At 71.4% G+C, this 24,457-nt stretch carries 24 protein-coding genes; 13 read left to right on the plus strand and 11 right to left on the minus strand.

Features of this window, described 5'->3' with window-relative positions; translation table 11 throughout:
* Window positions 1–13: 13 nt before the first annotated feature.
* Entirely contained in the window at window positions 14–1,546 is a 1,533-nt protein-coding gene (locus tag HNR22_RS10905; RefSeq protein WP_179780262.1) for an NYN domain-containing protein, read from the minus strand.
* Window positions 1,547–1,673: 127 nt separating this feature from the next.
* Here HNR22_RS10905 and HNR22_RS10910 point away from each other — a divergent pair, with 127 nt between their 5' ends.
* From HNR22_RS10910 to HNR22_RS10930, 5 genes are all read left to right on the plus strand, one after another.
* Complete coding sequence (locus HNR22_RS10910) at window positions 1,674–3,428, plus strand: DEDD exonuclease domain-containing protein (protein WP_179780263.1); 1,755 nt, start codon at window positions 1,674–1,676, stop codon at window positions 3,426–3,428.
* 128 nt (window positions 3,429–3,556) lie between these two features.
* Window positions 3,557–5,350, plus strand: a complete 1,794-nt coding sequence (locus HNR22_RS10915; protein WP_179783502.1) for an HD domain-containing protein — start codon at window positions 3,557–3,559, stop codon at window positions 5,348–5,350.
* A gap of 53 nt (window positions 5,351–5,403) precedes the next feature.
* The gene (locus HNR22_RS10920) at window positions 5,404–5,946 is read left to right on the plus strand and encodes an NUDIX hydrolase (RefSeq protein WP_179780264.1); all 543 of its coding nucleotides are present in this window, start codon (window positions 5,404–5,406) and stop codon (window positions 5,944–5,946) included.
* Entirely contained in the window at window positions 5,943–6,812 is an 870-nt protein-coding gene (locus tag HNR22_RS10925; protein WP_343059774.1) for a nucleotidyltransferase family protein, read from the plus strand. The genes HNR22_RS10920 and HNR22_RS10925 overlap by 4 nt, the downstream gene beginning before the upstream one ends.
* A gap of 79 nt (window positions 6,813–6,891) precedes the next feature.
* Window positions 6,892–7,179, plus strand: a complete 288-nt coding sequence (locus tag HNR22_RS10930) for an Lrp/AsnC ligand binding domain-containing protein (protein WP_179780265.1) — start codon at window positions 6,892–6,894, stop codon at window positions 7,177–7,179.
* 59 nt (window positions 7,180–7,238) lie between these two features.
* On the opposite strand, the gene HNR22_RS10935 is transcribed toward HNR22_RS10930, so the two are convergent.
* The 5 genes from HNR22_RS10935 to ctaE form a co-directional block, all read right to left on the minus strand.
* Complete coding sequence (locus HNR22_RS10935) at window positions 7,239–7,928, minus strand: DUF4142 domain-containing protein (RefSeq protein WP_099856120.1); 690 nt, start codon at window positions 7,926–7,928, stop codon at window positions 7,239–7,241.
* A gap of 192 nt (window positions 7,929–8,120) precedes the next feature.
* Complete coding sequence (gene qcrB / locus HNR22_RS10940; RefSeq protein WP_179780266.1) at window positions 8,121–9,752, minus strand: cytochrome bc1 complex cytochrome b subunit; 1,632 nt, start codon at window positions 9,750–9,752, stop codon at window positions 8,121–8,123.
* On the minus strand, window positions 9,749–10,837 hold the full coding sequence (qcrA, locus tag HNR22_RS10945; protein WP_179780267.1) for a cytochrome bc1 complex Rieske iron-sulfur subunit: 1,089 nt from the start codon (window positions 10,835–10,837) through the stop codon (window positions 9,749–9,751). The genes qcrB and qcrA overlap by 4 nt, the downstream gene beginning before the upstream one ends.
* 64 nt (window positions 10,838–10,901) lie before the next feature.
* Entirely contained in the window at window positions 10,902–11,738 is an 837-nt protein-coding gene (gene qcrC, locus HNR22_RS10950) for a cytochrome bc1 complex diheme cytochrome c subunit (RefSeq protein ID WP_179780268.1), read from the minus strand.
* A gap of 70 nt (window positions 11,739–11,808) precedes the next feature.
* Window positions 11,809–12,408, minus strand: a complete 600-nt coding sequence (ctaE, locus tag HNR22_RS10955; protein WP_088949454.1) for an aa3-type cytochrome oxidase subunit III — start codon at window positions 12,406–12,408, stop codon at window positions 11,809–11,811.
* Between the two features lie 108 nt (window positions 12,409–12,516).
* Between ctaE and HNR22_RS10960 the strand changes: the two genes are divergently transcribed.
* The 4 genes from HNR22_RS10960 (at window position 12,517) to HNR22_RS10975 (ending at window position 15,640) form a co-directional block, all read left to right on the plus strand.
* The gene (locus HNR22_RS10960) at window positions 12,517–13,437 is read left to right on the plus strand and encodes a cytochrome c oxidase assembly protein (protein WP_387266435.1); all 921 of its coding nucleotides are present in this window, start codon (window positions 12,517–12,519) and stop codon (window positions 13,435–13,437) included.
* A 188-nt stretch (window positions 13,438–13,625) separates the two neighbouring features.
* On the plus strand, window positions 13,626–14,021 hold the full coding sequence (locus HNR22_RS10965; RefSeq protein ID WP_145779657.1) for a response regulator: 396 nt from the start codon (window positions 13,626–13,628) through the stop codon (window positions 14,019–14,021).
* Between the two features lie 89 nt (window positions 14,022–14,110).
* Window positions 14,111–15,169, plus strand: a complete 1,059-nt coding sequence (gene trpD, locus HNR22_RS10970) for an anthranilate phosphoribosyltransferase (RefSeq protein ID WP_179780269.1) — start codon at window positions 14,111–14,113, stop codon at window positions 15,167–15,169.
* 261 nt (window positions 15,170–15,430) lie between these two features.
* Window positions 15,431–15,640 (plus strand): hypothetical protein, encoded by a 210-nt coding sequence (locus tag HNR22_RS10975; RefSeq protein ID WP_179780270.1) that lies wholly within the window; start codon window positions 15,431–15,433, stop codon window positions 15,638–15,640.
* A 98-nt stretch (window positions 15,641–15,738) separates the two neighbouring features.
* Here the strand turns inward: HNR22_RS10975 and HNR22_RS10980 are convergent, their stop codons facing one another.
* Both HNR22_RS10980 and ctaC read right to left on the minus strand, forming a co-directional pair.
* Window positions 15,739–16,164 carry a cytochrome c oxidase subunit 4 gene (locus tag HNR22_RS10980; RefSeq protein ID WP_179780271.1) on the minus strand — a complete coding sequence of 142 codons (426 nt, stop codon included), beginning with the start codon at window positions 16,162–16,164 and terminating at the stop codon, window positions 15,739–15,741.
* A gap of 9 nt (window positions 16,165–16,173) precedes the next feature.
* A complete protein-coding gene (ctaC, locus tag HNR22_RS10985) occupies window positions 16,174–17,145 on the minus strand; it encodes an aa3-type cytochrome oxidase subunit II (RefSeq protein ID WP_179780272.1) in 972 nt (323 codons plus the stop codon).
* 171 nt (window positions 17,146–17,316) lie between these two features.
* On the opposite strand from ctaC, the gene HNR22_RS10990 reads away from it, so the two are divergent.
* Window positions 17,317–18,468 (plus strand): aminotransferase class V-fold PLP-dependent enzyme, encoded by a 1,152-nt coding sequence (locus HNR22_RS10990; RefSeq protein WP_179780273.1) that lies wholly within the window; start codon window positions 17,317–17,319, stop codon window positions 18,466–18,468.
* Window positions 18,465–18,698 (plus strand): sulfurtransferase TusA family protein, encoded by a 234-nt coding sequence (locus HNR22_RS10995; protein WP_088949461.1) that lies wholly within the window; start codon window positions 18,465–18,467, stop codon window positions 18,696–18,698. The genes HNR22_RS10990 and HNR22_RS10995 overlap by 4 nt, the downstream gene beginning before the upstream one ends.
* 38 nt (window positions 18,699–18,736) lie before the next feature.
* Here the strand turns inward: HNR22_RS10995 and HNR22_RS11000 are convergent, their stop codons facing one another.
* From HNR22_RS11000 to HNR22_RS11010, 3 genes are all read right to left on the minus strand, one after another.
* Window positions 18,737–19,714, minus strand: a complete 978-nt coding sequence (locus HNR22_RS11000; protein WP_179780274.1) for a carbohydrate kinase family protein — start codon at window positions 19,712–19,714, stop codon at window positions 18,737–18,739.
* A 199-nt stretch (window positions 19,715–19,913) separates the two neighbouring features.
* A complete protein-coding gene (gene erpA / locus HNR22_RS11005) occupies window positions 19,914–20,282 on the minus strand; it encodes an iron-sulfur cluster insertion protein ErpA (protein ID WP_030337969.1) in 369 nt (122 codons plus the stop codon).
* 170 nt (window positions 20,283–20,452) lie between these two features.
* Window positions 20,453–21,592, minus strand: coding sequence for a glycerate kinase family protein (locus HNR22_RS11010; protein ID WP_179780275.1), 1,140 nt, complete (start codon window positions 21,590–21,592; stop codon window positions 20,453–20,455).
* A gap of 67 nt (window positions 21,593–21,659) precedes the next feature.
* On the opposite strand from HNR22_RS11010, the gene nadA reads away from it, so the two are divergent.
* Together nadA and murA are read left to right on the plus strand one after the other, a co-directional pair.
* A complete protein-coding gene (gene nadA / locus HNR22_RS11015) occupies window positions 21,660–22,859 on the plus strand; it encodes a quinolinate synthase NadA (protein ID WP_179783505.1) in 1,200 nt (399 codons plus the stop codon).
* A gap of 213 nt (window positions 22,860–23,072) precedes the next feature.
* Window positions 23,073–24,428: a UDP-N-acetylglucosamine 1-carboxyvinyltransferase gene (gene murA / locus HNR22_RS11020; protein ID WP_124820727.1), complete on the plus strand. Its 1,356-nt coding sequence runs from the start codon at window positions 23,073–23,075 to the stop codon at window positions 24,426–24,428.
* Window positions 24,429–24,457: the final 29 nt, after the last annotated feature.

Consider the following 24,457-nt stretch of genomic DNA (forward strand, 5'->3'; position numbering starts at 1 on the left):
GATCTTGCAAAGGTCAGGAGCGGGCGAGCCGCCGCAGCAGCGAGTCGGCGCCCAGCGGGTAGGCGCCGTGCCGGCGTACCCCGTCGGCGACCTCGCGGTCGGAGGAGACCACCACCACCGGTCGACCCGCCGGCTCGGCACGGACCAGCCGCCGGATCAGCTCGTCGGCGGTCTCGCCCTTGCGGGAGAAGAGCACCCGGACGCCGCGCGGCGCGGGCGGCAACCCGTGCATCCGCTCGGCGCCGTCGAAGACGACGGTGATCTCGTCGCCGGTCTGCGCGGCGATCCCGCCGAGCCCGGTGATGAGGCGTTTGCGCTGCTGCTCCAGGGACATGTCACCGAAGCCGCGCTTGGTGACGTTGTAGCCGTCCACCACGAGGTGCGCCCGGGGCAGGGCGAGAAGCTGGTCGAGCCGGGCGGGGTCGTCGGTGTCGCGGGCGCGTGCGGCGGGGCTGGCCGGGGCGGTGCCCGGTTGCTCGGCGAACGCGTCGGCCACGAAGTCGGCGGGGAGTTTGTCCACCGGGTCGAGGGCCAGCTCCCGGCGCAGGCCGACGGCGGCCTGACCGATGGTCTCCAGCAGCAGCCAGAGCCGGGCGTCGTCGACCGAGCGGGCCTCCTTGGCGCTCGCCCGGGCCACCCCGGCGGCGGCCTCCGCCTCGGCCAGCCGGGCCCGGGCGCGGCGCAGCTCGGCGTCCACGTCGGCGCTGGCCCGCGCGGCCCGGCCGCGTTCGGTGGCCAGCAGTTCGGTGGCCTTGCGCTCGCGGGCCTGGGTCTCCCGCAGGGTACGGGCGACCTGCCGGGACTCCTCACGGAGCTGACCCAGCTCCTCACGGACGCGGGCCAGCTCGTCGCGCAGCTTCTCCGCCTCGACCCGGGCCACCGCCCGGTCGTGCTCGGCGCGGGTGGCCCGTTGCTCGGCCTCCCGGACCAGCTCGGCGACGACCGCGCTGTCCGCCTCGGCGCGAACGGCGGCGCCGCTGGCGTCGATCAGCTCCCGCCAGCCACGCGGCCGGGCCAGGTAGGCCAGCGCGGCGACCTCGACCGGGTCGGCGGCGGCGGGCGCGGTGCCCTCGACGACGGCGGCCCCGAGGTCACCGGCGTCGGCCAGGACGCGGGCGGTGACCCGCTGCCGGAACAGCGGGTCGGCGGTGAGCTGGGCGGCGATGACGGGCGCGCCGAGCCGGGCCCGCCGGTTGGGGGCGAACTTGGCCACCCGGCGCAGCGGCACCGGCACCTCGTCGGCGGGCAGCGTGGGCAGGACCGCGGCGGTCAGCGTGACGATCCGCTGCCGGACCGGCTCAGGCAGGGTCGGCTCCGGCTCCGGCAGGGCCGACTCCGACTCCGACTCGGACACGGCCGGCTCGGACACGGCCGGCTCGGACTGGGCCGGCTCCGGCTCGGTGTCCGGGCTGTCGCCTGCCGCCGTGGGGTCGGATGCCCCGGATGTCTCGGTGACTACGTTGTCGTCCGGGTTGCTGATGGCCCCGCCGAGCGCGACCAGGTCCTCCTGTGGGAGGTGGTCGTCGTGCGGCTCGGCGAGGGGCATGTGGCAAGTCTCCCACCGCGACCGGGCCCACCGCCCGGTGAGTGAGCCGATCTCTCATCCTAGCCCCATGGTGACTGGTGGGACGGCTGCGACGGGAGTGTCGGACCGAGGCGCTAGCGTGCCGCCGATGGCACAGGCGGAGTACGTCCAGGAGTCCCTCGCTGGTCTCGACCCGGCGGTGGGTGGGGTGGACCCGGCGCTGCCGCTCTACGCGACCACCTTCGTGGTGGTCGACCTGGAGACGACCGGCGGCGCGCCGGACGGCGGCGGCATCACCGAGATCGGCGCGGTCAAGGTGCGCGGTGGTGAGCAGTTGGGTGTGCTCGCCACCCTGGTCAACCCGGGGCAGCCGATCCCGCCCTTCATCACCGTGCTCACCGGCATCACCCAGGCGATGCTGCTGCCGGCGCCGCCGATCGAGCAGGTGCTGCCGAGCTTCCTGGAGTTCATCGCCGACGCGGTGCTGGTGGCCCACAACGCCCCGTACGACGTGGGCTTCCTCAAGGCCGCCTGCGCGAAGCACGGCTACCGCTGGCCCAATCCCCGCGTACTGGACACGGCGGCGCTCGCCCGCCGGGTGCTGACCCGCGACGAGGTGCCCAACCGCAAGCTCGGCACCCTGGCCGCCTACTTCCGCACCGCCACCCAGCCCACCCACCGGGCGCTCGACGACGCGAAGGCCACAGTCGACGTGCTGCACGGGCTGATCGGTCGGCTCGGCGGGCACCGGGTGGACACGGTCGGCGACGCCATCGAGTTCGCCCGGGCGGTCACCCCGACCCAGCGCCGCAAACGGCACCTGGCCGAAGGGCTGCCCAAGGTCCCCGGGGTCTACATCTTCCGGGCCGCCGACGACCGCCCGCTCTACGTGGGCACCTCCGTCGACATCGCCACCCGGGTGCGCAGCTATTTCACCGCCGGGGAGAAGCGCGCCCGGATCTCCGAGATGTTGGCGGCGGCCGAGCGGGTCGAGGCGGTGGAGTGCGCCCACTCGCTGGAGGCGGAGGTCCGCGAGCTGCGGTTGATCGCCGCGCACGCCCCGCCGTACAACCGACGGTCGAAATACCCGGAGCGCATGGTCTGGCTCAAGCTGACCGACGGTCCGTACCCTCGGCTGTCGATCGTGCGCGACCTCTCCCCCACCGACACCGCGTACCTCGGGCCGTTCACCTCCCGGCGCGCCGCGGAGCTGGCCGCCGCCGGTTTCCACGACGCGGTGCCGCTGCGTCAGTGCACGCACCGGCTCTCGCTGCGCACCATCACGCCGGCCTGCGCGCTGGCCGAGCTGGGTCGCTGCCCGGCACCCTGCGAGCACAAGATCACCCCCGAGGAGTACGACCACCAGGCCGCCGCGCCCTTCCGCACCGCCACCGCCAGCGACCCCCAGCCGGTGGTGGATGCGCTGCTCGCCCGGATCGACGTGCTCTCGGCCGACCAGCGCTACGAGGAGGCGGCGGTGCTGCGATCCCGGCTGGCCGCGGTGCTGCGGGCCACAGTGCGGATGCAGCGGCTGGCAGCGCTGACCGGGATCGTCGAGTTGGCCGCCGCCCGGCCGGCCGCCCGGGGCGGTTGGGAGTTGGCGCTGGTGCGGCACGGCCGGCTGGCCGGTGCGGGGGTGTCCCCGCCGGGCGTGCACCCGCGGCCCACCTTGACCGCCATCCGGGCGACCGCCGAGACGGTGTCGGGCGGGCACGGCCCGGTGCCGGCGGCCACCGCCGAGGAGTCCGAGCGGATTCTGTCCTGGTTGGAACGACCGGAGACCCGGCTGGTGGAGATGTCCTCCGGTTGGTCCTCCCCGGCCGGTGGTGCGGGGCGGTTCCGTGACCTGCTGGCGAAGGCTGAGAACGGCGCGTCCCATCAACTCTCGACCGAACGCTCATGACCAACTGACCGATCGGACTACGTCGACTCGCTTAGGCTGTTAGAGAAGTGCAGTCCTGCCCGATTCGTGGGCCTGCTCCCCGCCGCCGGGTTTCGGCGATGCGGAGCCGGGGTGAGGAGGTGTCCCTCGTGGACGTCGACGCCGGACACGGCGCCGCCCTGGGGGGCGCCCTGCCGACACAGCCGGGTGAGCTGCCGCTCGCCCGCCGGCTGCGGTCGTTGCTCAGTTGGCCGACCACCGACTCCGACCCGGTCACCCAGTTGGTGCGCACCCACCGGGGCATCCACGCCGGCACCGACCCCGCGGTGCTGCGACGGGCGTACACGATCGCGGAGAACATGCACCGCGGGCAGTTCCGCAAGAGCGGGGAACCGTACATCACCCATCCCCTCGCGGTGGCGCAGATCTGCGCCGAGCTGGGGATGGACACCACCACCCTGGTCGCGGCGCTGCTGCACGACACCGTGGAGGACACCCGCTACACCCTCCAGGCGCTCTCCGAGGATTTCGGCGGCGAGGTGGCCCACCTGGTCGACGGGGTGACCAAGTTCGACAAGGCGTTCTACGGCAAGGCCGCCGAGGCGGAGACGATCCGCAAGATGATCGTCGCGGCCGCCAAGGACGTCCGGGTGCTGATCATCAAGCTGGCCGACCGGCTGCACAACATGCGCACCCTCGGGGTGCGCTCGGCCTCCTCCCGGGAACGGATCGCCCGCAAGACCCAGGAGGTGCTGGTCCCGCTCTGTGACCGGCTGGGCATCCAGACCCTCAAGCGCGAGCTGGACGACGTGGTGCTGCTGCACCTGGAGCCCGACGAGCACGCCCGGCTGGCCCGGCACGTGCACGACCGGCCGGGGTGGGACGCGTACCTCGAGTCGGTGGTCACCCGGGCCAGGGTGGCGCTCAAGCGCAGCCGGGTCGACGCCGAGGTGAGCCCTCGTCCCCGGCACCTCTACTCGATCTGGAAAGACACCATCGCCGGCGAGCACACCGCCCCGTACGACCTGCCCCGCATCGTGGTGGTGGTCGACGGCCCGGCCACCGACTGTTACGCCGCGCTGGGCGCGATCCACGGCACCTGGCGACCGATCCCCGGCCGTTTCAAGGATTTCATCGCCTCCCCCAAGAACAACCTCTACCGCTCGCTGCACACCAGCGTCTGCGGCCCACAGGACCGCACTGTGGAGGTGCTGATCCGCACCGAGGAGATGCACCGCTCGGCCGAGTACGGCATCGCCGCCGACTTCCGCTTTCCCCGCTCGGGGGCCAGCAGCGCCGCGGCGCGCGCCGAGCAGTTGGACTGGCTGCGCCGGGTGCTCGACTGGGAGCCGGGTGCGGCCGACCCGGCGCAGTTCCTCGAGTCGCTGCGGTGCGACCTCGCCGAGGGCCAGATCCAGGTCTTCGCCGAGGGGCGGCAGATCGTGCTTCCGGCCGGCGCGACGCCCGTCGACCTCGCGTACGAGCTGGGCAACGAGCGGGGCGACCACTGCCTCGCCGCACGGATCAACGGTCGGCTGGCCCCGCTGAGTTCGGAGCTGGACGAGGGCGACGTGGTGGAGATCTTCACCGAGAACGACGGCGACAACGGTTTCGAGGCCGGTGTGGCGCCGCGCGGCCCCCGTCGGGAGTGGCTGACCTTCGTCAAGTCACCGCACGCGCAGATGCAGATCAACCGGTGGTTCGCCGAGCACACCGAGCCGGGCATCACGATCAGCGACAAGGTCCGGCTCGGGCGGGCCACCATCGGGCTGACCCTGCGTCAGCACAATCGTGGCCTCGCCAGCGACCTGCCCCTGCTGCGCCTCTCCGAGGAGCTGGGCTATCCCGACCTGGAGACCCTGCTGGTCGCGGTCTTCGACCGGGTGATCGAGCCAGACACCGTGGTACGCCAGCTCATCGACCTGGTCGACCACCGGCAGTGACCGGGCCGGCCCCGGCGCGTCCGAAGGACATTCGTGACCACTAGCCTGGAGTCATGATCCCCCGCTCCCGCGCCACCGGTCGGGCCATCTTCTACCAGGCCTTCTACCGGCTGCCGCTGCCGGTGCGTCGGCGCCTGGTCCGGCTGGCCGTGCCCAAGTACATCGTCGGCGCGGTCACCCTGGTCCGCGACAGCGAGGCGACGGGCGCGGGCCGTCTGCTGATGCTGCGCCAGCCGCCCGGCCGGGGCTGGTCGCTCCCCGCCGGCCTGCTGGACCGCGGCGAGCCCCCGGTGGTGGGAGCGGCCCGCGAGCTGTTCGAGGAGTCCGGCATCCGGCTCCCCCCGTCCCGGTTGCGCCCGGCGGTGCCGAACGCGATCGTGCACGCCAAGGGCTGGGTGGACATGGTCTTCGAGACGGAGGTCCCGGCGTCCAGCACCGAGCTGGCGGTCGACGGCGCGGAGGTCTTCGAGGCCGCCTGGCACCCGCTGGACGACCTGCCCAAGCTGAGCTGGGCCACTGCCCGGCTGCTCGCCTACTACGACATCGGGCCGCTGGCCGGGCAGTTCCCGCCACCGGTTCCCGACAACCTGCCGTGATCGGCGCGGCTGGCGTGCCGGCGGAGCTGTGCGCGGTGGTGCTCGCCGCCGGCGAGGGCACCCGGCTGCGCCCGCTCACCGAACGGGTCCCCAAGGCGCTCTGCCCGGTGGGCAACGTGCCGCTGCTGGACCGCGCCCTGGCCCGGCTGGCCGGGCTCGGCCTGACCGGTCCCGCCCGGGTCGCGGTGAACGCCTGCTACCTCGGTGACCAGGTGGTCGCCCACGTTGGCGAGCGCGCGCACCTGTCCGTCGAGCCGGGTGACCCGCTGGGCACCGCGGGCGGGGTGGCCCATCTGCGGGACTGGATCGACGGCCGGCCGGTACTGGTCGGCAACGCCGACGCGTACCTCGCCGATCCGGCGGCTGCGCCCGGCCCGGACGTGGCGGCCCTGCTCGACGGGTGGGACGGGCACACCGTACGCCTGCTGGGTCAGCCCGCCGCGGACCCGGCGGCGCCGGGCACCTTCGCCGGGCACTGCTTCACCGGGTTCTCGCTGCTGCCCTGGCGACTGGTCCGCGACCTGCCGGTCGTCGTCTCCGACCTGGTCCGCGCCGTGTGGCGCCCCGCGGAGGCGGCGGGCGCCCTGGAGGTGGTGCCCTTCCCGGGCACCTTCTACGACACCGGCACCCCGGCCGACTACCTGGCGGCCAACCTGCACGCCGCGGCCGGTGGCGTCCTCGTCGACCCGTCGGCCACGGTGACCGGTCACTGCGTGGAGTCGGTGGTCGGCGCGGGCGCCCGGGTCGGCGGCGACGTCCGCCGGTCAGTGGTCTGGCCGGGCGCGACAGTGCGCGACGGCGAGCGGCTGCACGACGCGATCCGGGCCGGAGACGACCTGACCGTGCCCTGCGCCGCGCACGGCTGAAGCCCGACGGCTCCCGCCTCCAGTTCCGGACCGAAACATCTAGCATGGGCGACGACGCCGACGAACGGAGAGATGTCCCGTGATCACCGCGATCGTGCTGATCGACTGCGCCACCGATGCGATTCCCGAGGTGGCGGAGACCCTGGCCAACCTCCCCGGCGTCAGCGAGGTCTACTCGGTCGCCGGGCACGTCGACCTCATCGCCATCGTCCGGGTCCGCGAGTTCGACCAGATCGCCCAGGTCATCGCGGGCAGCATCTCCAAGGTGCCGGGTGTGCTCAACACCGAGTCGCACATCGCGTTCCGGGCGTACTCCCAGACCGACCTGGAGGAAGCGTTCGCGATCGGGCTGGCCGGCGCCGACTGACCCGCACGCACGGCGGCCGGTCCACCACGCGGGTGGACCGGCCGTCTGCTGTCGCTACGTCAGCTCTCGCTGGGAGCCGGCGTTTCGGTGGTGCCGCCGCCCGGCACCGGGGACTCGGTGTTGCCACCCGGAGCCGGCGACTCGGTGCCGGTGCCGCCCGGAGCCGGCGACTCAGTGCCGGTGCCGCCCGGGCTGGGCGTACCGCTGGCGCTGGTCTGCGGAACCGGGATGCCCAACTGGTTGGCGAGCTGCACCAGCTCGTCATAGTGCGCCTGCAGCGTCGGCAGAGCCGTCTGTGCCAACTGGACCACCGACTGCTCGGAGCCCTGCGAGATCTCCGTCTGGGTGGCCTGGATGGCCTGGACGTGACCGGCCAGCTCACTGGTCACCCAGAGCCGGTCGAACTCCGCACCGCTGGCGTTGTTCAGCTTGTCGATGACCGCCTGCTGATCGGCGCTGGGCTCGTTCGGCAGTTCCACCCCGAGCTGGGACGCGGTCTGCTGCACCGTCTGGTCCAGCTGGGTGTGGTCGGTCTTCAGCATCGCACCCAGGTCCTTGACCCCCTGGTCCTGACCCTTCTGCTGGGCCAGGTCACCGGCGGTGATCTCGAACAGGTTGACCTGGTGAACCGCCTGCAGGTACTGGGTGTCCTGCGTTGACGGCTGTGCCGCGGCCTGCGCGGCCGCAGCCGGCGCGACACCGACGAGTACAAGCGCGGCCAACAGGCCGAGGCGTTTGATACCCAACATGCTTCCCCCCCTTGAGACGTTGGACCGCACGGATACCCGGCTCACCGGGGTTATTCCTGCGATCGCCCGTCGCGCGGGGTCTACCGGTCCCGTCGTGGCCGTCCGACTCCGCCCCACCTGGGCGGCGGGTGCGGATACGACGTGGCGCCCGCCGGAATCCGGCGGGCGCCACGTGACGGTGCGGTCGGGCGATCAGCGGCGGCTCTCTCCGCTGCCGATCTCCTCGCGCTCGGGCCGGGCCTCGACCGGCGGGTGCCCCGGCGAGACCGGCGCCTCGACCGGCTTCTCGATCGGGTAGAAGAAGCCCCGGATGGCCGGCCCGAGGGCGCCCAGCCGGTTCATCTTCTTCGGTACGACCCAGCCGACGTACTCCAGCTGACCGTGACCGTCCGCGTGCCCGTTCGACGCGCTGAGCGGCTGGTGCACCTCGACGAACCGGCCGTCCGGCATGCGCCGGATGATGCCGGTCTCGACGCCGTGCGCGAGGACCTCCCGGTCGTGCTGCTGCAGACCGAGGCAGAGCCGGTAGGTGACGTAGTACGCGATCGGCGGGAGCACCAGCAGACCGACCCGACCAGCCCAGGTCATCGCGTTCAGGCTGATCTGGAACTTGTCGGCGATCACGTCGTTGGCGCCGGAGAGCGTCAGAACGATGTAGAACGCGACGGCCATCGCGCCGACCGCGGTCCGGGCCGGAGCGTCACGGGGACGCTCGAGCAGGTTGTGGCTCTTGCGGTCCTTGAGGTGCCGTGCTTCCAGGAACGGGTACATCGTCGACAGGCCCACCAGGATGCCGGGCAGCACGACCGTCGGCCAGAACAGCGGCGGGATGACGTAACCGTCGCCGAGCGGGATGTTGATTTCCCAGGCCGGCATGAGTCGGGTCGACCCGTCGAGGAACATGACGTACCAGTCGGGCTGGCTGGCGGCCGAGACCACCCACGCCTCGTACGGGCCGAACAGCCAGATCGGGTTGATCTGGAACAGACCGCCCATCAGCGCGATGACGCCGAAGACGACCATGAAGAAGCCGCCCTGCTTCAGCGCGTACCGCGGGAACATCCGCTCGCCGACCACGTTGTTGTTGGTCCGGCCGGGGCCGGGCCACTGGGTGTGCTTCTGCTTGAAGACCAGGCCCAGGTGGACGCTGATCAGCGCGACCAGCAGACCCGGGATGAGCAGCACGTGGGCGATGAAGAACCGGCTGATGATGATCGTGCCCGGGAACTCGCCGCCGAAGATCGACGAGGTGACCCAGGAGCCGATCACCGGGATGGACAGCATGATCGCCGAGGCGATCCGCAGGCCGGTGCCGGAGAGGCCGTCGTCCGGGAGCGAGTAGCCGGTGAAGCCGGCCAGGAAGCCCACCCAGAACAGCAGCGAACCGATGATCCAGTTGGTCTCGCGCGGCTTGCGGAAGGCGCCGGTGAAGAACACCCGCAGCATGTGCACGACGATCGCGGCCATGAACAGCAGCGCCGCCCAGTGGTGCATCTGCCGCATCACCAGACCACCGCGGACGTCGAACGAGATGTCCAGGCTGGAGGCGTACGCGGCGGACATCGGGGTGCCCTGCAACGGCGCATAGCTGCCGTCGTAGACCACCTCGGTCATCGCCGGCTCGAAGAAGAAGGTGAGGAACACACCGGTCAGCAGCAGCACAACGAACGAGAACAGCGCGATCTCGCCGAGCAGGAAGGACCAGTGGTCCGGGAAGACCTTGTTCAGCAGCTTGCGCAGCGGCGTGGCCACCGCGAAGCGGTCGTCCACTCCCACCGCGGCCTTGCCCGGCGTCGCCGCAAGGTCAAACTTTCGACGCTTCATGGCCGCTCCCAGAAATCAGGCCCGACGGTCTCGGTGTAGTCGGACTTCGCCACGAAGAAGCCGTCGGAGTCCACCTCGATCGGCAGCTGTGGCAGCCGCCGGCTGGCGGGGCCGAAGACAGGCTTGGCGTTGTTGGTGATCAGGAACTGGGACTGGTGGCACGGGCAGAGCAGGCGGTTGGTCTGCTGCTCGTAGAGGCTGGCCGGGCAGCCAGCGTGCGTGCAGATCTTGGAGAAGGCCGCGTAGTTGCCCCACATGTAGTCGCCGTGGCCGATCTTCTCGTTGGCCCGACGCGACTCCTGCGCGTCGGAGTCCCGGAGGTGGATCAGCAGCGTCGGCGAGTCGGCGTGTCGGTTGCTCACGCCGTGTTCGATGCCGGGGAAGACGGTCAGCTGGCCACCGGCGCTGATGTCCGCCGGGCGGACCGGACGGCCGTCCTCGCGGACCAGGCGGATCCGCTCGCCACCCTCGGCGGCGGCGAACCCGGTGGTGAACATCTGGTTGTTCTTGTGCGGGTCGGAGATCAGACCGCCGACCAGCGGCGCGGCGGCGACCGCAGCGACCGGCGCGAGACCGGCCAGCAGCGAGATGCCGAGCAGGGGGCGACGCTTCACGCCCAGCTCGTCCGCCATGTAGAGCATGGTCTGGCCGGTGATGGTGCGGCCTTCGGAGTCCACCTGGCCCTCGTGCCGGTCCTGGATCGAGACCTCCTTGGGCAGCAACTTCTTGCCCCAGGTCAGGATGCCGAAGCCGACGGCGAGCAGTGCGATGCCGAGGGTGAAACCGAGCAGCGGGGTGTAGAACTTGTCGCCGCCCCGGCCCGGCTCGTACTGCCACGGCCAGGCGATGTAGATGACCATGAAGGCGGTGGCGGCGAGACCGGTGAGCAGGAAGAAGCCGGCGACCACCCGGGTCAGCCGACGCTCCGCCTTGGTGCCGGGCAGCACCTGCGGCTCGTAGTGGACGATCTCGATGTCGTCCCGACGCGCGCCCTCACGAACGATGTCGAACCGGGTCAGCTTGGGGTCGTTCACGTCGAGCGGCTCCGGGCCCTGCGAGGCCTGGTGCTCGGTGTGGGTGCTCATGCCGTCACCTCGCTACGGGTGGCGCCGAGCGGCACCACAGCGCTGATGGGGAGTATCCGCTCGGTCACGACTTGCCCGCAATCCACAGGCTGGCGAAGACGAGCGCCACGATGCCGACGAGGAAGATCGCCAGGCCCTCGGTGGAGGGGCCGTACCGCCCGAGGTTGAAGCCGCCCGGGTCCTGGTCGTGCTTCAGCGTCTCCTGGATGTAGGCGATGATGTCGGCCTTCTGCTCCGGCCGAAGCTGGTTGTCGCCGAACACCGGCATGTTCTGCGGGCCGCTCAGCATCGCCGCGTAGATCTGGCGGTCGGTCGCGGGGCGCAGGCTCGGGGCGAACTTGCCCGAGGAGAGCGCACCGCCGCCACCACCGAACGCGTGGCACTGCGAGCAGTTGATCCGGAACAGCTCACCACCGGACGCGATGTTGCCGTCCTCGCGCAGCTCGTCGCCCTCGGGCACGACCGGACCGCCACCCAGCTCCTGGATGTACTGGGCCAGCTGACGGGTCTGCTCGTCGGTGAAGACCGGGGGCTTGCGGTGAGCCTGGGCCTCCTGGCGGGCCATCGGCATCCGCCCGGAGCTGACCTGGAACTCGACCGAGGCCGCACCGACGCCGATCAGGCTCGGCCCGCGGCCCTCGACACCCTGGGCGTTGCGACCGTGGCAGGTCACACAGCTCACGTCGAACAGCGCCTTGCCCTCGGCGGCGGCGCCGGTCAGCTGCGGGTTGTCCTGCGCCTGGGCACCCGGGGCGAAGACGGTGTAGGCGCCGCCGGCGAGCATCAGCGCGGCGATCAGCCGGACCGCGGCGCCCAGCCGGCGGCGGCCCCTGCTGCGCGCGGCGGGCCGCTCGCGCAACCGCGCGAGCAGACCGCGTCGGCGGTCGTTGTCAGAAGTCATGAGCGGTGTCCTTAACCGGTTGGACCTGTCTCAGGGGACGGAGCAGCAGCGCGGAATGTGACGCGCAAGATCACTGAAGCCAGTAGATCATGGCGTACAGCCCGATCCACACGACGTCGACGAAGTGCCAGTAGTACGACACGACGATCGCCGAGGTCGCCTGCGCCGGGGTGAACCGGCCCATGGTCGTGCGGACCATGAAGATGATGAAGGCGATCAGACCGCCGGTCACGTGCAGGCCGTGGAAGCCGGTGGTCAGGTAGAACACCGACCCGTAACCGTCTCCGTTGATCTTGATGCCGTCGGCGACCAGGTGCCGGTACTCGTTCAGCTGGCCGAGCACGAAGATCAGGCCCATCACGAAGGTGATGGTGAACCAGCGCCGCAGCGCGTGCACGTCACCCTTCTCCGCCGCGAAGACGCCGAGCTGGCACGTCACGGAGGACAGCACCAGGATCACCGTGAAGGTGGTCGCGTACGGGATGTTCAGCGCTTCGGTGTGCTTCTCCCACTGCTCCGGCGCAGCCGCGCGGATCGAGAAGTACATCGCGAACAGCGCCGCGAAGAACATGAGTTCGCTGGAGAGCCACACGATCGTCCCGACGCTGACCATGTTCGGTCGGGTCAGAGAGTGGATCCGGCTCTTGTCAATGGCTGGGGCCGCAGTCACGCCGTCATTATTGCCCCTGACCGGGGGCGGCGATCAGCGGGGTGGCAAACCTGCGCCTTCCGTGGCCCCACCGTCAGGGTCCGGTTCGCCTGGCCTAGCCTGAAAAGCGTGCTGCACGTCGATCCGATCCTCGCCGCCACCTCGGCCCCGCCGCCGTTCACCGTCGGCACGGTGCTGACCGAGACCCGGCTGGACAGCTGGCTGGCCCTCGGCCTGGTGCTCGCCGCCGGCCTGTACCTCTACGGGGTGTACCGGCTGCGCCTGCGCGGCGACCGGTGGCCGATCGCCCGTACCGTCTTCTTCATCGGCCCCGGCCTGGGCGGCATCGCGCTGGTCACCGTCAGCGGGCTGCACGCGTACGACACCGCGCTGCTGTCCGTGCACATGATCCAACACATGGTGCTGTCCATGGTGGCGCCGATCTTCCTGGCGCTGGGCGCGCCGATGACCCTGGCCCTGCGCACCCTGCCGGTCGGGCCGCGCAAACGCCTGCTGGCGATCGTGCACAGCCGTGTCGCCCGGGTCTACAGCTTCCCGCTGGTGGCGTTCGCCATCTTCGTGGTCAACCCGTTCGTGCTGTACTTCAGTGATCTGTACCGCTTCACCCTCGAGCACGCCTGGGCGCACGAGCTGGTGCACGCGCACTTCATCATGACCGGCTGCGTGTTCTTCTGGCCGCTGCTCGGGCTCGACCCGCTGCCCGGCCGCTGGCCGTACCCGGCGCGCGCGCTGCTGATGCTGCTCTCCGTGCCGTTCCACACCGTGCTCGGCCTCACCATCATGCAGAGCACCACGCTCTTCGGCGGCGACTGGTACCCGTCACTCAACCTCGCCTGGTCGGACCCGTGGGCGGACCAGGTGGTCGCCGGCGGCATCCTGTGGGCCGGTGGTGAGTTCGTCAGTGTGACCATGCTCGCCGTGCTCGTCGTCCAGTGGGTCAAGCAGTCCGAACGCGAGGCCCGCCGGGTCGACCGCGAGCTGGACCGCCAGGAGGCCCGGGAGCGCGCCGCCGACGCCGCGGCCACCTGAGCTGCCCGGACCGTACGCCCCGACGGCCGGTGGCGGGCAGGATGTCGGCTACGTCACCCCGACCGGTACGATCTGCGAGCAGCTACGGATTGAAAGCGGAGTGCCGGCATGAGTGAGCGCAGCGAACGAATCATCGGGCTCAGTGCGATGGTGCCTCATGACGGCACGGAGCGAAGCGGAGTGCCGGCATGAGCGATCGTCTTTGCACCGTCCTGCTCTACAGCGACGACCCGCAGGTCCGTGATCGGATGCGGATGGCCGTCGGCACTCGGCCCGCGCCCGGTCTGCAGATCGAGTTCGTCGACGCGTCGACCTACGCGGAGACCATCCGACTGGTCGACGACTACGAGATCGACCTTCTGCTGCTCGATGGTGAGGCGAGCCCGGGTGGCGGCATCGGCATCGCCCGGCAGATCAAGGACGACCGGGACGACGCTCCCCCGACCTGCCTGGTGATCGCCCGCGCCGCCGACCGATGGCTCGCCGCGTACGCCGAGGTCGACGCGACGCTGGTGCACCCGCTCGACCCGGTGACCACCGGCGGCACGGTGGCCGAGCTGCTGCGGACGCACGCACCCGCCTGACGTCCCACGCTCCTCCGGCACCGCCACGGCGCCGGACACTCGGCGCTGGTTCCAGCCCACCCGCACTTCGCACGCTCGGGAGGCCCGTCATGGGCGATCGGACCTGGCCGCACCTGCTCAACTCGCTGCTGCGCGGCGACGAGCTGTCCACCGCCGACACCGCCTGGGCGATGGGCGAGATCATGGCCGGCTCGGCGGGTGCCGCGCAGGTCGCCGGCTTCGCGGTGGCGTTGCGGGCCAAGGGTGAGACGTCCGCCGAGTTGGCCGGGCTGGTGGAGACGATGCTGAGCCGGGCGGTCCCGGTGGATCTCCCCGACGAGCTGCGTTCCACCGCGCTGGACGTGGTGGGCACCGGCGGTGACCTCGCCCACACGGTCAACATCTCCACCATGGCCGCCCTCGTGGTGGCGGGTGCCGGCGTCCGGGTGGTCAAGCACGGCAACCGGGCCGCGTCGTCCTCCTGCGGCACCGCCGACCTGTTGGAGTTCCTCGGCGTCCCACTCGACCTCGATCCGGACGCGATCGTCCGCTGCGTCACCGAGGCCGGCATCGGGTTCTGCTTCGCGGCCCGGTTCCACCCGGGGATGCGGCACACCGGCCCGGTTCGACGGGAGCTGGGCGTGCCGACCGTCTTCAACTTCCTCGGCCCGCTGACCAACCCGGCCCGGCCCCGCGCGGGCGCCGTGGGCTGCTTCGACCTGCGGATGGCCCCGGTGATGGCCGGTGTGTTCGCCGACCGTGGTGACTCCGTCCTGGTGATGCGCGGCGAGGACGGGCTGGACGAGTTCACGACCGCCGCGCCGACCCGCGTCTGGGCGGCCCAGGGCGGCACCGTACGCGAGTCCGTGCTGGACGCGACGGACCTGGGTGTACCCAGGTCCACCCTCGCGGACCTGCGGGGCGGTGACGCCGCGTACAACGCGGATGTGGCCCGTCGCCTGCTGGCCGGCGAGACGGGCCCGGTCCGGGACGCGGTGCTGGTCAACGCCGCGGCGGCGCTGGCCACGCAGGGCCCGCTCGACGGCGACCTGACCGAGGCGCTGCGCGCCGGCCTGGACCGCGCGGCCGAGTCGATCGACTCCGGCGCCGCCGCCGCTACCCTCGACCGCTGGATCGCCACCGCGACCGCCACTGCCACCGTGGCCTGACCTCGGCATCACCGCTCGGCGGCGAGGGCCTCGATCGACTCGGGTTCCTTGAAACTGCGGCGTCAGAGCCGCCCGGATACCCCGATGTCAACGATGTCGAGTGGATCACCCTGGCGGCACCCGCGGCCGGGGGCCCCAGCGACGGGCCACGGGAGATTTGTCGGACCCGCGTGGGAAACTACAGGCGAGTAGTTATCCGATGCCGTCCGTGCGCCACTGTCGCGTTCGGGGGCGGGTCGCCCGGTTCGAGAGGAGACGCCCGTGTCGCATCGCGAGCTGTACTGCGACGTCTGTGAGGGCGTGGCACCGTTCGAGGTGCCGCCCTGCGTCGATGGTCACGGCGCCGACTGTCCTGAGCTGATCTGCACCGGCTGCGGTGCCGCCGTGGTGCTGGTCACCGCGATCGCCGTCCCGGCCACCCAGCTGGCCGACCGTCGACGCCGCCAGCCCACCCGCCGCCACGCCGCCTGACCCACAGCGCCGTCCGGCCTCCCGCACGACGAAAGGCCCGCTCCCACACGGGGAACGGGCCTTTCGTCACGCAGGTCGGTCGCGAGCGACCGGGTGGATCAGTGCTCGGCGGTGCGCCGGGTGCCGCTGTAGTACTCGAACAGCAGCCCGCAGGCGGAGAAGACGACAGCCACCAGACCGGCGCCGATCAGCCAGTACTGCCAGAACACCATGCCGAGCGCGGCGAGCGCGGCGGCCAGCGCCAGGCCGAACGGCCAGTAGCTGCCCGGGCTGAAGAAGCCGACCTCGCCGGCGCCGTCAGCGATCTCGGCGTCCGGGCGGTCCTCCGGGCGCAGGTCGATACGCCGGGAGACGAACCAGAAGAAGCCACCGCACATCGAGCAGAGCAGGAACGACAGCAGCAGGGCCACGGTGCCAACCCACTCGATGCCACCGGACGCGCCGTTGGTCCAGGCGCCGTAGAGGATGGTGGCGCCGAGCAGGAACGCGGCAATGATCAGGAAGATACGCCACTCGGTCTTCATATGGCTGCCTCAGCTTCCCGTGCCGGCCGGAGCTTTGTCCGGGTTGAAGTTGTCCTGCGTCCGGCGGGTGTCGAACGGCCGCGTGGTCTCCGCGTACGGCTGCTCACCGATCTCGGTCAGCGCGTCCTGGGTGGACTTGCCGCTCTGCTTGGCCGCCAGGAACTGGTCGTACTTCTCCGGCGAGACCACCCGCAGCTCGAAGTTCATGAACGCGTGGTAGCTGCCGCACAGCTCGGCGCAGCGCCCGACGTAGGCACCCTCGGCGTCCAGGCTCGAGACCTCGAACACGTTGCGGATCTTGCCCGGCATGACGTCCCGCTTGAACAGCAGCTCCGGCACCCAGAACGAGTGGATGACGTCGCGGCTGGTCTCCTCGAACCGGATGGACCGGTTGGTCGGCAGCACCAGCACCGGGATGACCTCACTGGTGCCGAGCGTCGACGCGGTGGTGCGGGCCTCCGGGCCCTGGCCGTCGCGGTAGTTGAACTGCCAGTTCCACTTGAAGGCGACAACCTCGACCGTGACGTCCGGGTTCTTCGACAACTTGTCGACGTCGGTCTGCACGATCGCCGTGTAGTAGAAGAGCACGGAGACGATCAGGATCGGCGCGATGGTGTAGAGGAACTCCATCGGCAGGTTGTAGCGGGTCTGCACCGGCAGCGTGTTGCCACGCTTGCGGTAGCGCACGACGCACCAGAAGATCAAGCCCCACACGAAGACGCCGACCGCGAGCGCGGCGATGCAGGAGGCGATCCACAGGTCGTACATCCGCTTGGACTCCGCCGAGATGCCGCCCTGCGGCCAGCCGAAGCCGTCAAACGCCTGCCCTACGTCACAGCCCGTGAGCAGGACCAGCAGCGCCACGCCACCGAGACCGAGCCCGGCCAAGCGACCAGCACCACGCCCCCGGCGGCCACCGACCCCTGGGGAAGCGCTGTGCCGTACGGCCGACGGCCGTACCTCCGAACTCCTTGCGACCACCTGGTCCTGCCTCCCTAGCGCGCCGCGGTGGGTCTTTCCTCAGCACCGACGGCAAAGGCGTCACCGACGGTCGCAGATTACTCGACCATGACGGAGTCGGCCGTGGTGGGGTCACTGTCCACCCCCCATTGGGGGGATGATGGGCATACCACCGCGATAGCGTGTCGATCTGTGAGCGCATCCCCGGTCTACCTGGACGCGGCGACCGCCGCGCCGATGCATCCGGTCGCGCGGCAGGCGCTGCTGGCCGCCTTCGACGACGGCTGGGCCGACCCGGGCAAGCTCTACAGCCAGGCCCGCCGGGCACGGCAGCTGCTCGACGCCGCCCGCGAGGCCACCGCGCTGACGCTCGGCGTCCGCGCGGACGAGGTGTCCTTCACCCCCAGCGGTACGACCGCAGCTCACGGCGCGGTGCTCGGTGGCCTGGCGGGGCGCCGTCGGATCGGGTCGACGCTGGTGCACTCGGCGATCGAGCACTCGGCGGTGCTGCACGCGGCGGAGCGGCACGTGGCGGCGGGTGGGACCGCGACCGGTGTGCCGGTCGACCGGGTGGGTCGGCTGGACGTGACCGCGTGGTCGGCCGCCGTTCGCGCACCCGGTGTCGCGCTGGCCGCTCTGATCACAGCCAGTCACGAGGTGGGGACCGTGCAACCGGTCGCCGAGGCGGCCGCGATCTGCGCCGAGGCGGGGGTGCCGCTGTACGTGGACGCCGCCCAGTCGGTCGGCCGGGTGCCCCTGCCGGCCGGCTGGTCGGTGCTCAGCGCGAGCGCCCACAAGTGGGGCGGTCCGCCCGGGGTGGGGGTGCTGGCGGTGCGTAAGGGCACCCGCTGGGAGTCACCCTGGCCGGCCGACGAGCGGGAGGGTGGTCGTACCCCCGGGGTGGTGAACCTGCCCGCGGTGGTGGCGGCGGCGGCGAGCCTGCGCGCCGCGGCGGCCGACGCGGCGGTGGAGGCGGCCCGGCTGACCTCGCTCGTGGACCGGATCCGGGCGCGGGTCGCGGCGGACGTGCCCGACGTGGAGGTGGTCGGCGACCCGGTGCTCCGGCTCCCCCACCTGGTCACCTTCTCGTGCCTGTACGTCGACGGTGAGGCGCTGCTGCACGCACTGGACCGGCGGGGCTTCGCCGTGTCGTCCGGCTCGTCGTGCACCTCGTCCACGTTGCGTCCGTCGCACGTGCTGGAGGCGATGGGGGTGCTCTCGCACGGCAACGTGCGGGTCAGCCTGCACCGGGAGACGACCGAGGCGGACGTCGAGCGGTTCCTCGACGAGCTGCCCGGGATCGTCGCCGAGCTGCGCGCCGACGCCGGGGTGGTGGGACTGTGACGATGCCGGACGAGGTCATCGACTGCCGGGGGCAGCGCTGCCCGCTGCCCGTGATCGCGGCGGCCCGGCGGTTGCCACAGCTGCCGGTGGGCACCGTGGTCCGGGTGCTCGCCGACGACCCGGCCGCGGCGGTCGACCTCCCCGCCTGGTGCCGGATGCGCGGCCAGGAGTTCCTCGGGTCGGTCAAGGGCCCGGACGGCCCGGCCTACGACATCCGCCGCCGCCACTGAGGCCGGCGGCGGATGCCGCGAAACACGGTGTCGGGGGCTTACGGCAGGAGGTGGGGGCGGATCTCGTCCGCCGCGGTGTCACCGTAGGACTCGGCGAGCCGCTTGACGAACAGGTCGCGGCGGACGTCGTACTCCTGGGTGCCGACCGTCTCCAGGACCAGCGTGGCCAGCAACGAGCCGACCTGGGCGGCCCGCTCCAGGCCGACCCCCCAGGAGAGCGCGGTGAAGAAGCCGGCCCGGAAGCCGTCGCCCACCCCGGTCGGGTCGACCGCCCGGATCTCCCGCGCGATCGGTACGTGGATCGGGTCGATGCCCCGCCCGGCGATCTCCACACCGTGCTTGCCCAGCGTGGTGACCCGCACCTTGACCAGGTCCAGCAGTTGGTCGTCGCTCAGCTTCGCCTTGCTCTGCAGCAGCGACTTCTCGTAGTCGTTGGTCATCAGGTACTCGGCGCCCTCGATCAGCGCCACCACGTCCTCGCCGCCCATCCGGGCGAGCTGCTGCGACGGGTCGGCGGCGAACGCGTACCCCCGGCTCCGGCACTCGGCCGAGTGCCGGAGCATCGCCTCGGGGTCGTTGGCGCTGACCAGCACCAGGTCCAGTCCGCCGAGCCGGTCGGCGACCGGGGCGAGCTCGATGTTGCGCGCCTCACTCATCGCACCGGCGTAGAACGACGCGATCTGGCACATGTCCGTGTCGGTGGTGCAGACGAACCGGGCGGTGTGCGCCACCTCGCTGATGTGCACGGAGTCGCAGTCCACGCCGTGGCGCTCCAGCCAGGAGCGGTAGTCGGCGAAGTCCGCCCCCACCGCGCCGAGCAGCACCGGGCTCAACCCGAGCTGCCCCATGCCGAAGCAGATGTTCGCCGCCACGCCACCTCGGCGGAGCACCAGGTCGTCCACCAGGAAGGAGAGGGACACCTTGTGCAGCTGATCGGCGATGAGCTGGTCGGCGAAGCGGCCGGGGAAGCTCATCAGGTGATCGGTGGCGATCGAGCCGGTGACGGCGATCTTCATGTCAACCCTCGGGGTCGGGAGCAGGGCGCGGTCAGACTACCGGCCCGGCAACCCGGCGGTGACCGGTCGGTCGGACAACGGCAACCGGCCCGTCACGAAAGCGGCGGGACCGCTCCCAGCCGGCATCACGTCCAGGCCGGTACGACGACGGGGCCGTCCCGAAGGACGGCCCCGTCGTCGTTGGTGCGTGGTGCGTGACTCAGTTGAACGAGTCACCGCAGGCGCAGGAGCTGCCCGCGTTCGGGTTGTCGATGGTGAAGCCCTGGGCGTCGATCCGGTCGGCGAAGTCGATCGTCGCGCCGGAGAGGTACGGGGCGCTCATCCGGTCGACGACGACCTCGACACCACCGAAGTCGGTGACGACATCACCGTCGAGCGAGCGCTCGTCGAAGAAGAGCTGGTACCGCAGGCCGGAGCAGCCGCCCGGCTGCACGGCGACGCGGAGCCGCAGGTCGTCGCGGCCCTCCTGCTCGATCAGGGCCTTGACCTTCTGCGCCGCGACGTCGGTGAGGACGACGGAAGTAGGGGCCTGGGCCTCGGTCGACTCGGTCTGCGCTGGCGTGGTCACGTGGAAGTCTCCCTGCGCGGTTTTGGGTCCGGACGCACTGGCCAACGCCGCGCGCCGTCCAGTGATTCCCGGTTGTGCTCCTCCGCCGATCGTACGCCGCCTCGGCCGGGTGCACCCGCGTGGCGTGACGCCCGCCGCAGGTGGACCCAGTCGTCAGACGGCCGGAACGCTCAGCGGCTCCACTGCCGGGCCAGTCGGGCGCCCAGCTCGCGCAGCCCCTCGGCGGGCCTGCTCAGCGCGGCGTCGAGCCCGCCGCCCGTCTCCCCACCGAAGTGCTCGACCAGGCTGTACGCGTCGGTGACCCCGGCCGAGGCGGCCTCTCGCCGGCCGGTGCTCACCTGCCCGGCCACCACCACGCAGGGGACACCCCGGTCGCGGGCGGCACCGGCCACCCCGGCGACCACCTTGCCGCGCAGCGACTGGTGGTCGAACGACCCCTCGCCGGTGATCACCAGGTCCGCGGTGTCCAGCGCCGCGTCCAGCTGGGTGGCCCGGGTGACCAGGCCGATCCCCGACTCGCAGCCGCCGCCCAGGGCGAGGAGCGCCGCGCCGATGCCGCCGGCAGCGCCGCCCCCGGGCATCATGCCGAGCCCCGCCGGGCAGCCGGCCAGGTCGCGTTCCAGCACCGCCGCGAAGCGCTCCAACGCGGCGTCGAGCAGCAGCACGTCGGCGCGGTCGGCGCCCTTCTGCGGGCCGAACACGTTGCTCGCGCCGTGCAGGCCGAGCAGCGGGTTGTCCACGTCGGTGGCCGCGACGAGCCGGACGCCCCGCAGCCGGGGCACGCCGTCCACCGCGTCGACCGCGGCGAGCGCAGCCCCGCCGTACGGCAACGCGGCGCCACCGGAGTCGAGCGGTGTGACACCCAGCGCGGCGAGCATCCCCGCCCCGGCGTCGTTGGTGCCCGAACCACCCAGCCCGATCACCACCGTCCGGGCGCCGCTCTCCACCGCGGCGGTCACCAACAGCCCCAGCCCGTACGAGGTGGTGGTCTTCGGGTCACGCTCGGCAGGAGAGAGCAGGTGCAGACCACACGCCTGCGCGCTCTCCAGGTAGGCGGTCGTGCCGTCGGTGGTGAGCAGGATCTCACCGGCGGCCGGACGGCCCAGCGGGTCCACCGTCGGCACCGGCACCCGCCGGCCGCCGAGCGCTTCGGCGAGCACCTCCACGAAGCCCGGCCCACCGTCGGCGAGCGGTCGGATCAGCAGGTCGTCACCGTCGGTGACGGTGCGCCAGCCGGCAGCCACCGCGGCGGCCACCTCCGGTGCGGGCAGGGTGCCGGCGAACTTGTCCGGGCAGAGCAGCACGCGCATGCCGAGCAGTGTGGCAGCCCACACCGACGGAAGCTGCGTCGCGCTCGCGCTGTGGGACCATGGCTACGTGACTTCGACCTGGGTGGAACCCTCCAACACGGCGACGGCTCTGCTGCTGCTCGGCCGGGGCAGCGACCCCGACACCGAGCGCGGCGTCGAGTGTCCGGGCGACCTTCCGGCGCCCAGCGACCCGGATCTGGTGGCCCGCGCCACGGCCGCGAAGGCGAAGCTGGGCAGCAAGGTCTTCGTGCTGGGGCACCACTACCAGCGCGACGAGGTGATCCAGTTCGCCGACGTGACCGGTGACTCTTTCAAGCTGGCCCGGGAGGCCGCGGCCCGTCCGGACGCGGAATACATCCTCTTCTGCGGCGTGCACTTCATGGCCGAGAGCGCCGACATCCTCACCACCGACGCGCAGCGGGTGATCCTGCCCGACCTGGCGGCGGGCTGCTCGATGGCGGACATGGCCGTTCTGGGCCAGGTCGAGGCCGCGTGGGACACGCTGACCGAGCTGGGCATCGCCGGGGAGACCGTCCCGGTGACGTACATGAACTCCTCGGCCGACATCAAGGGCTTCGTCGGTCGCAACGGCGGCGTGGTCTGCACCTCCTCCAACGCCAAGCGCGCCCTGGACTGGGCGTTCGAGCAGGGGTCGAAGGTGTTCTTCCTGCCCGACCAGCACCTGGGCCGCAACACGGCCGTGCTGGAGATGGGCCTGTCGTTGGACGACTGCGTGCTCTACGACCCGCACAAGCCCGGCGGCGGGCTCACGCCGGAGCAGCTGCGCGACGCCAAGATGATCCTCTGGCGGGGGCACTGCTCGGTGCACGGCCGGTTCACGCTGGAGAGCGTCAACGACGTCCGGCAGCGGGTGCCCGGGGTCAACGTCCTGGTCCACCCGGAGTGCCGGCACGAGGTGGTCACCGCCTCCGACCACGTGGGCTCGACCGAATACATCATCAAGACCATCGAGGCGGCTCCGGCCGGCTCGGCCTGGGCGCTCGGCACCGAGCTGAACCTGGTCCGTCGGCTCGCGCTGGCGCACCCGGACAAGCAGATCATGTTCCTGGACAAGGCCGTCTGCTACTGCTCGACGATGAACCGGATCGACCTGCCGCACCTGGTCTGGGCCCTTGAGGAGCTGGTCGCGGGCCGGGTCGTCAACCAGATCACGGTCGACCCCGACACCGCGCACCACGCCCGGGTCGCGCTGGACCAGATGCTCGCGCTGCCCGGCGCGGACACCCCGCCACCGACGGCACCCTGATCACGATCTGTAGCGCTCTTGGTACGCAAAAGTGCCGGATCACCGATTAATGCCACACACGCCGATGTGACCGAGTCCTTTTTCGTCACCGAGGGCTATGCTGCCCGGAGCGAAGAGACAAGCGGGCCGTTTCGACATGGCCGCATCCGGGGTAGCGAGAAGGCTCAGGCGCCCCACCAATAACACTGCAGCACCGACGCGCTGGAGGTTGCGTTGACCGACGACGTCCTGGTCGTTCACGGAGGCACTCCGCTCGAAGGGCGGATCCGCGTGCGCGGCGCGAAGAACCTGGTTTCGAAGGCGATGGTCGCCGCCCTCCTCGGCGACAGCCCGAGCCGACTGTTCGACGTGCCGAAGATCCGCGACGTCGAGGTGGTCCGGGGTCTGCTCGGTCTGCACGGCGTCAAGGTCACCGACGGCGCCGAGGACGGCGAGCTCGTCTTCGACCCGGCGAATGTGGAGAGCGCCAGCACCGACCAGATCAACGTGCACGCCGGTTCCAGCCGGATCCCGATCCTGTTCTGCGGTCCGCTGCTGCACCGGCTCGGGCACGCGTTCATCCCGGACCTGGGCGGCTGCCACATCGGCCCGCGCCCGATCGACTTCCACCTCCAGGCGCTGCGCGAGTTCGGCGCCACTGTCGAGAAGCGGCCCGAGGGTCTGCACCTGTCCGCACCGAACGGGCTGCACGGCACCAAGTTCGCCCTGCCGTACCCGAGCGTCGGCGCCACCGAGCAGGTGCTGCTGACCGCGGTGATGGCCGAGGGCGTCACGGAGCTGCGCAACGCCGCGGTGGAGCCGGAGATCATCGACCTGATCTGCATCCTGCAGAAGATGGGCGCGATCATCAAGGTCCACACCGACCGGGTGATCGAGATCCAGGGTGTGCCGAAGCTGCACGGCTACACCCACCGGCCGATCCCGGACCGGATCGAGGCGGCGAGCTGGGCGGCCGCCGCCCTGGCCACCCGCGGCCACGTCGAGGTGCTCGGCGCTCAGCAGGCCGACATGATGACCTTCCTGAACATCTTCCGGTCGGTCGGGGGCGAGTACGAGGTCACCGACGCGCGCGCGCCGAAGCTGGGCGACCCCGGCCAGGAGGGCGGCATCCGCTTCTGGCACCCGGGCGGTGAGCTGAACGCGGTGGCGCTCGAGACCGACGTGCACCCCGGCTTCATGACCGACTGGCAGCAGCCACTGGTCGTGGCGCTCACCCAGGCCCGCGGCCTGTCGATCGTGCACGAGACGGTCTACGAGCAGCGGCTGGGCTACACCGAGGCGCTCAACTCGATGGGCGCCAACATCCAGGTCTACCGGGACTGCCTCGGCGGCACGCCGTGCCGCTTCGGCCGTCGCAACTTCAAGCACTCCGCGGTGATCGCCGGGCCCAGCAAGCTGCACGCCGCCGACCTGGTCATCCCGGACCTGCGCGCCGGGTTCAGCCACCTGATCGCGGCGCTCGCCGCCGAGGGCACCTCCCGGGTGTACGGCGTCGACCTGATCAACCGGGGCTACGAGGACTTCGAGGCGAAGCTCGCCGACCTGGGCGCGCACGCCGAACGTCCGTAACCCCGCTCACCCATCGTTCGACGCCGACG

The sequence above is a fragment of the Micromonospora jinlongensis genome (genome assembly GCF_013410645.1).
In the GTDB taxonomy this organism is placed as follows: domain Bacteria; phylum Actinomycetota; class Actinomycetes; order Mycobacteriales; family Micromonosporaceae; genus Micromonospora; species Micromonospora zamorensis.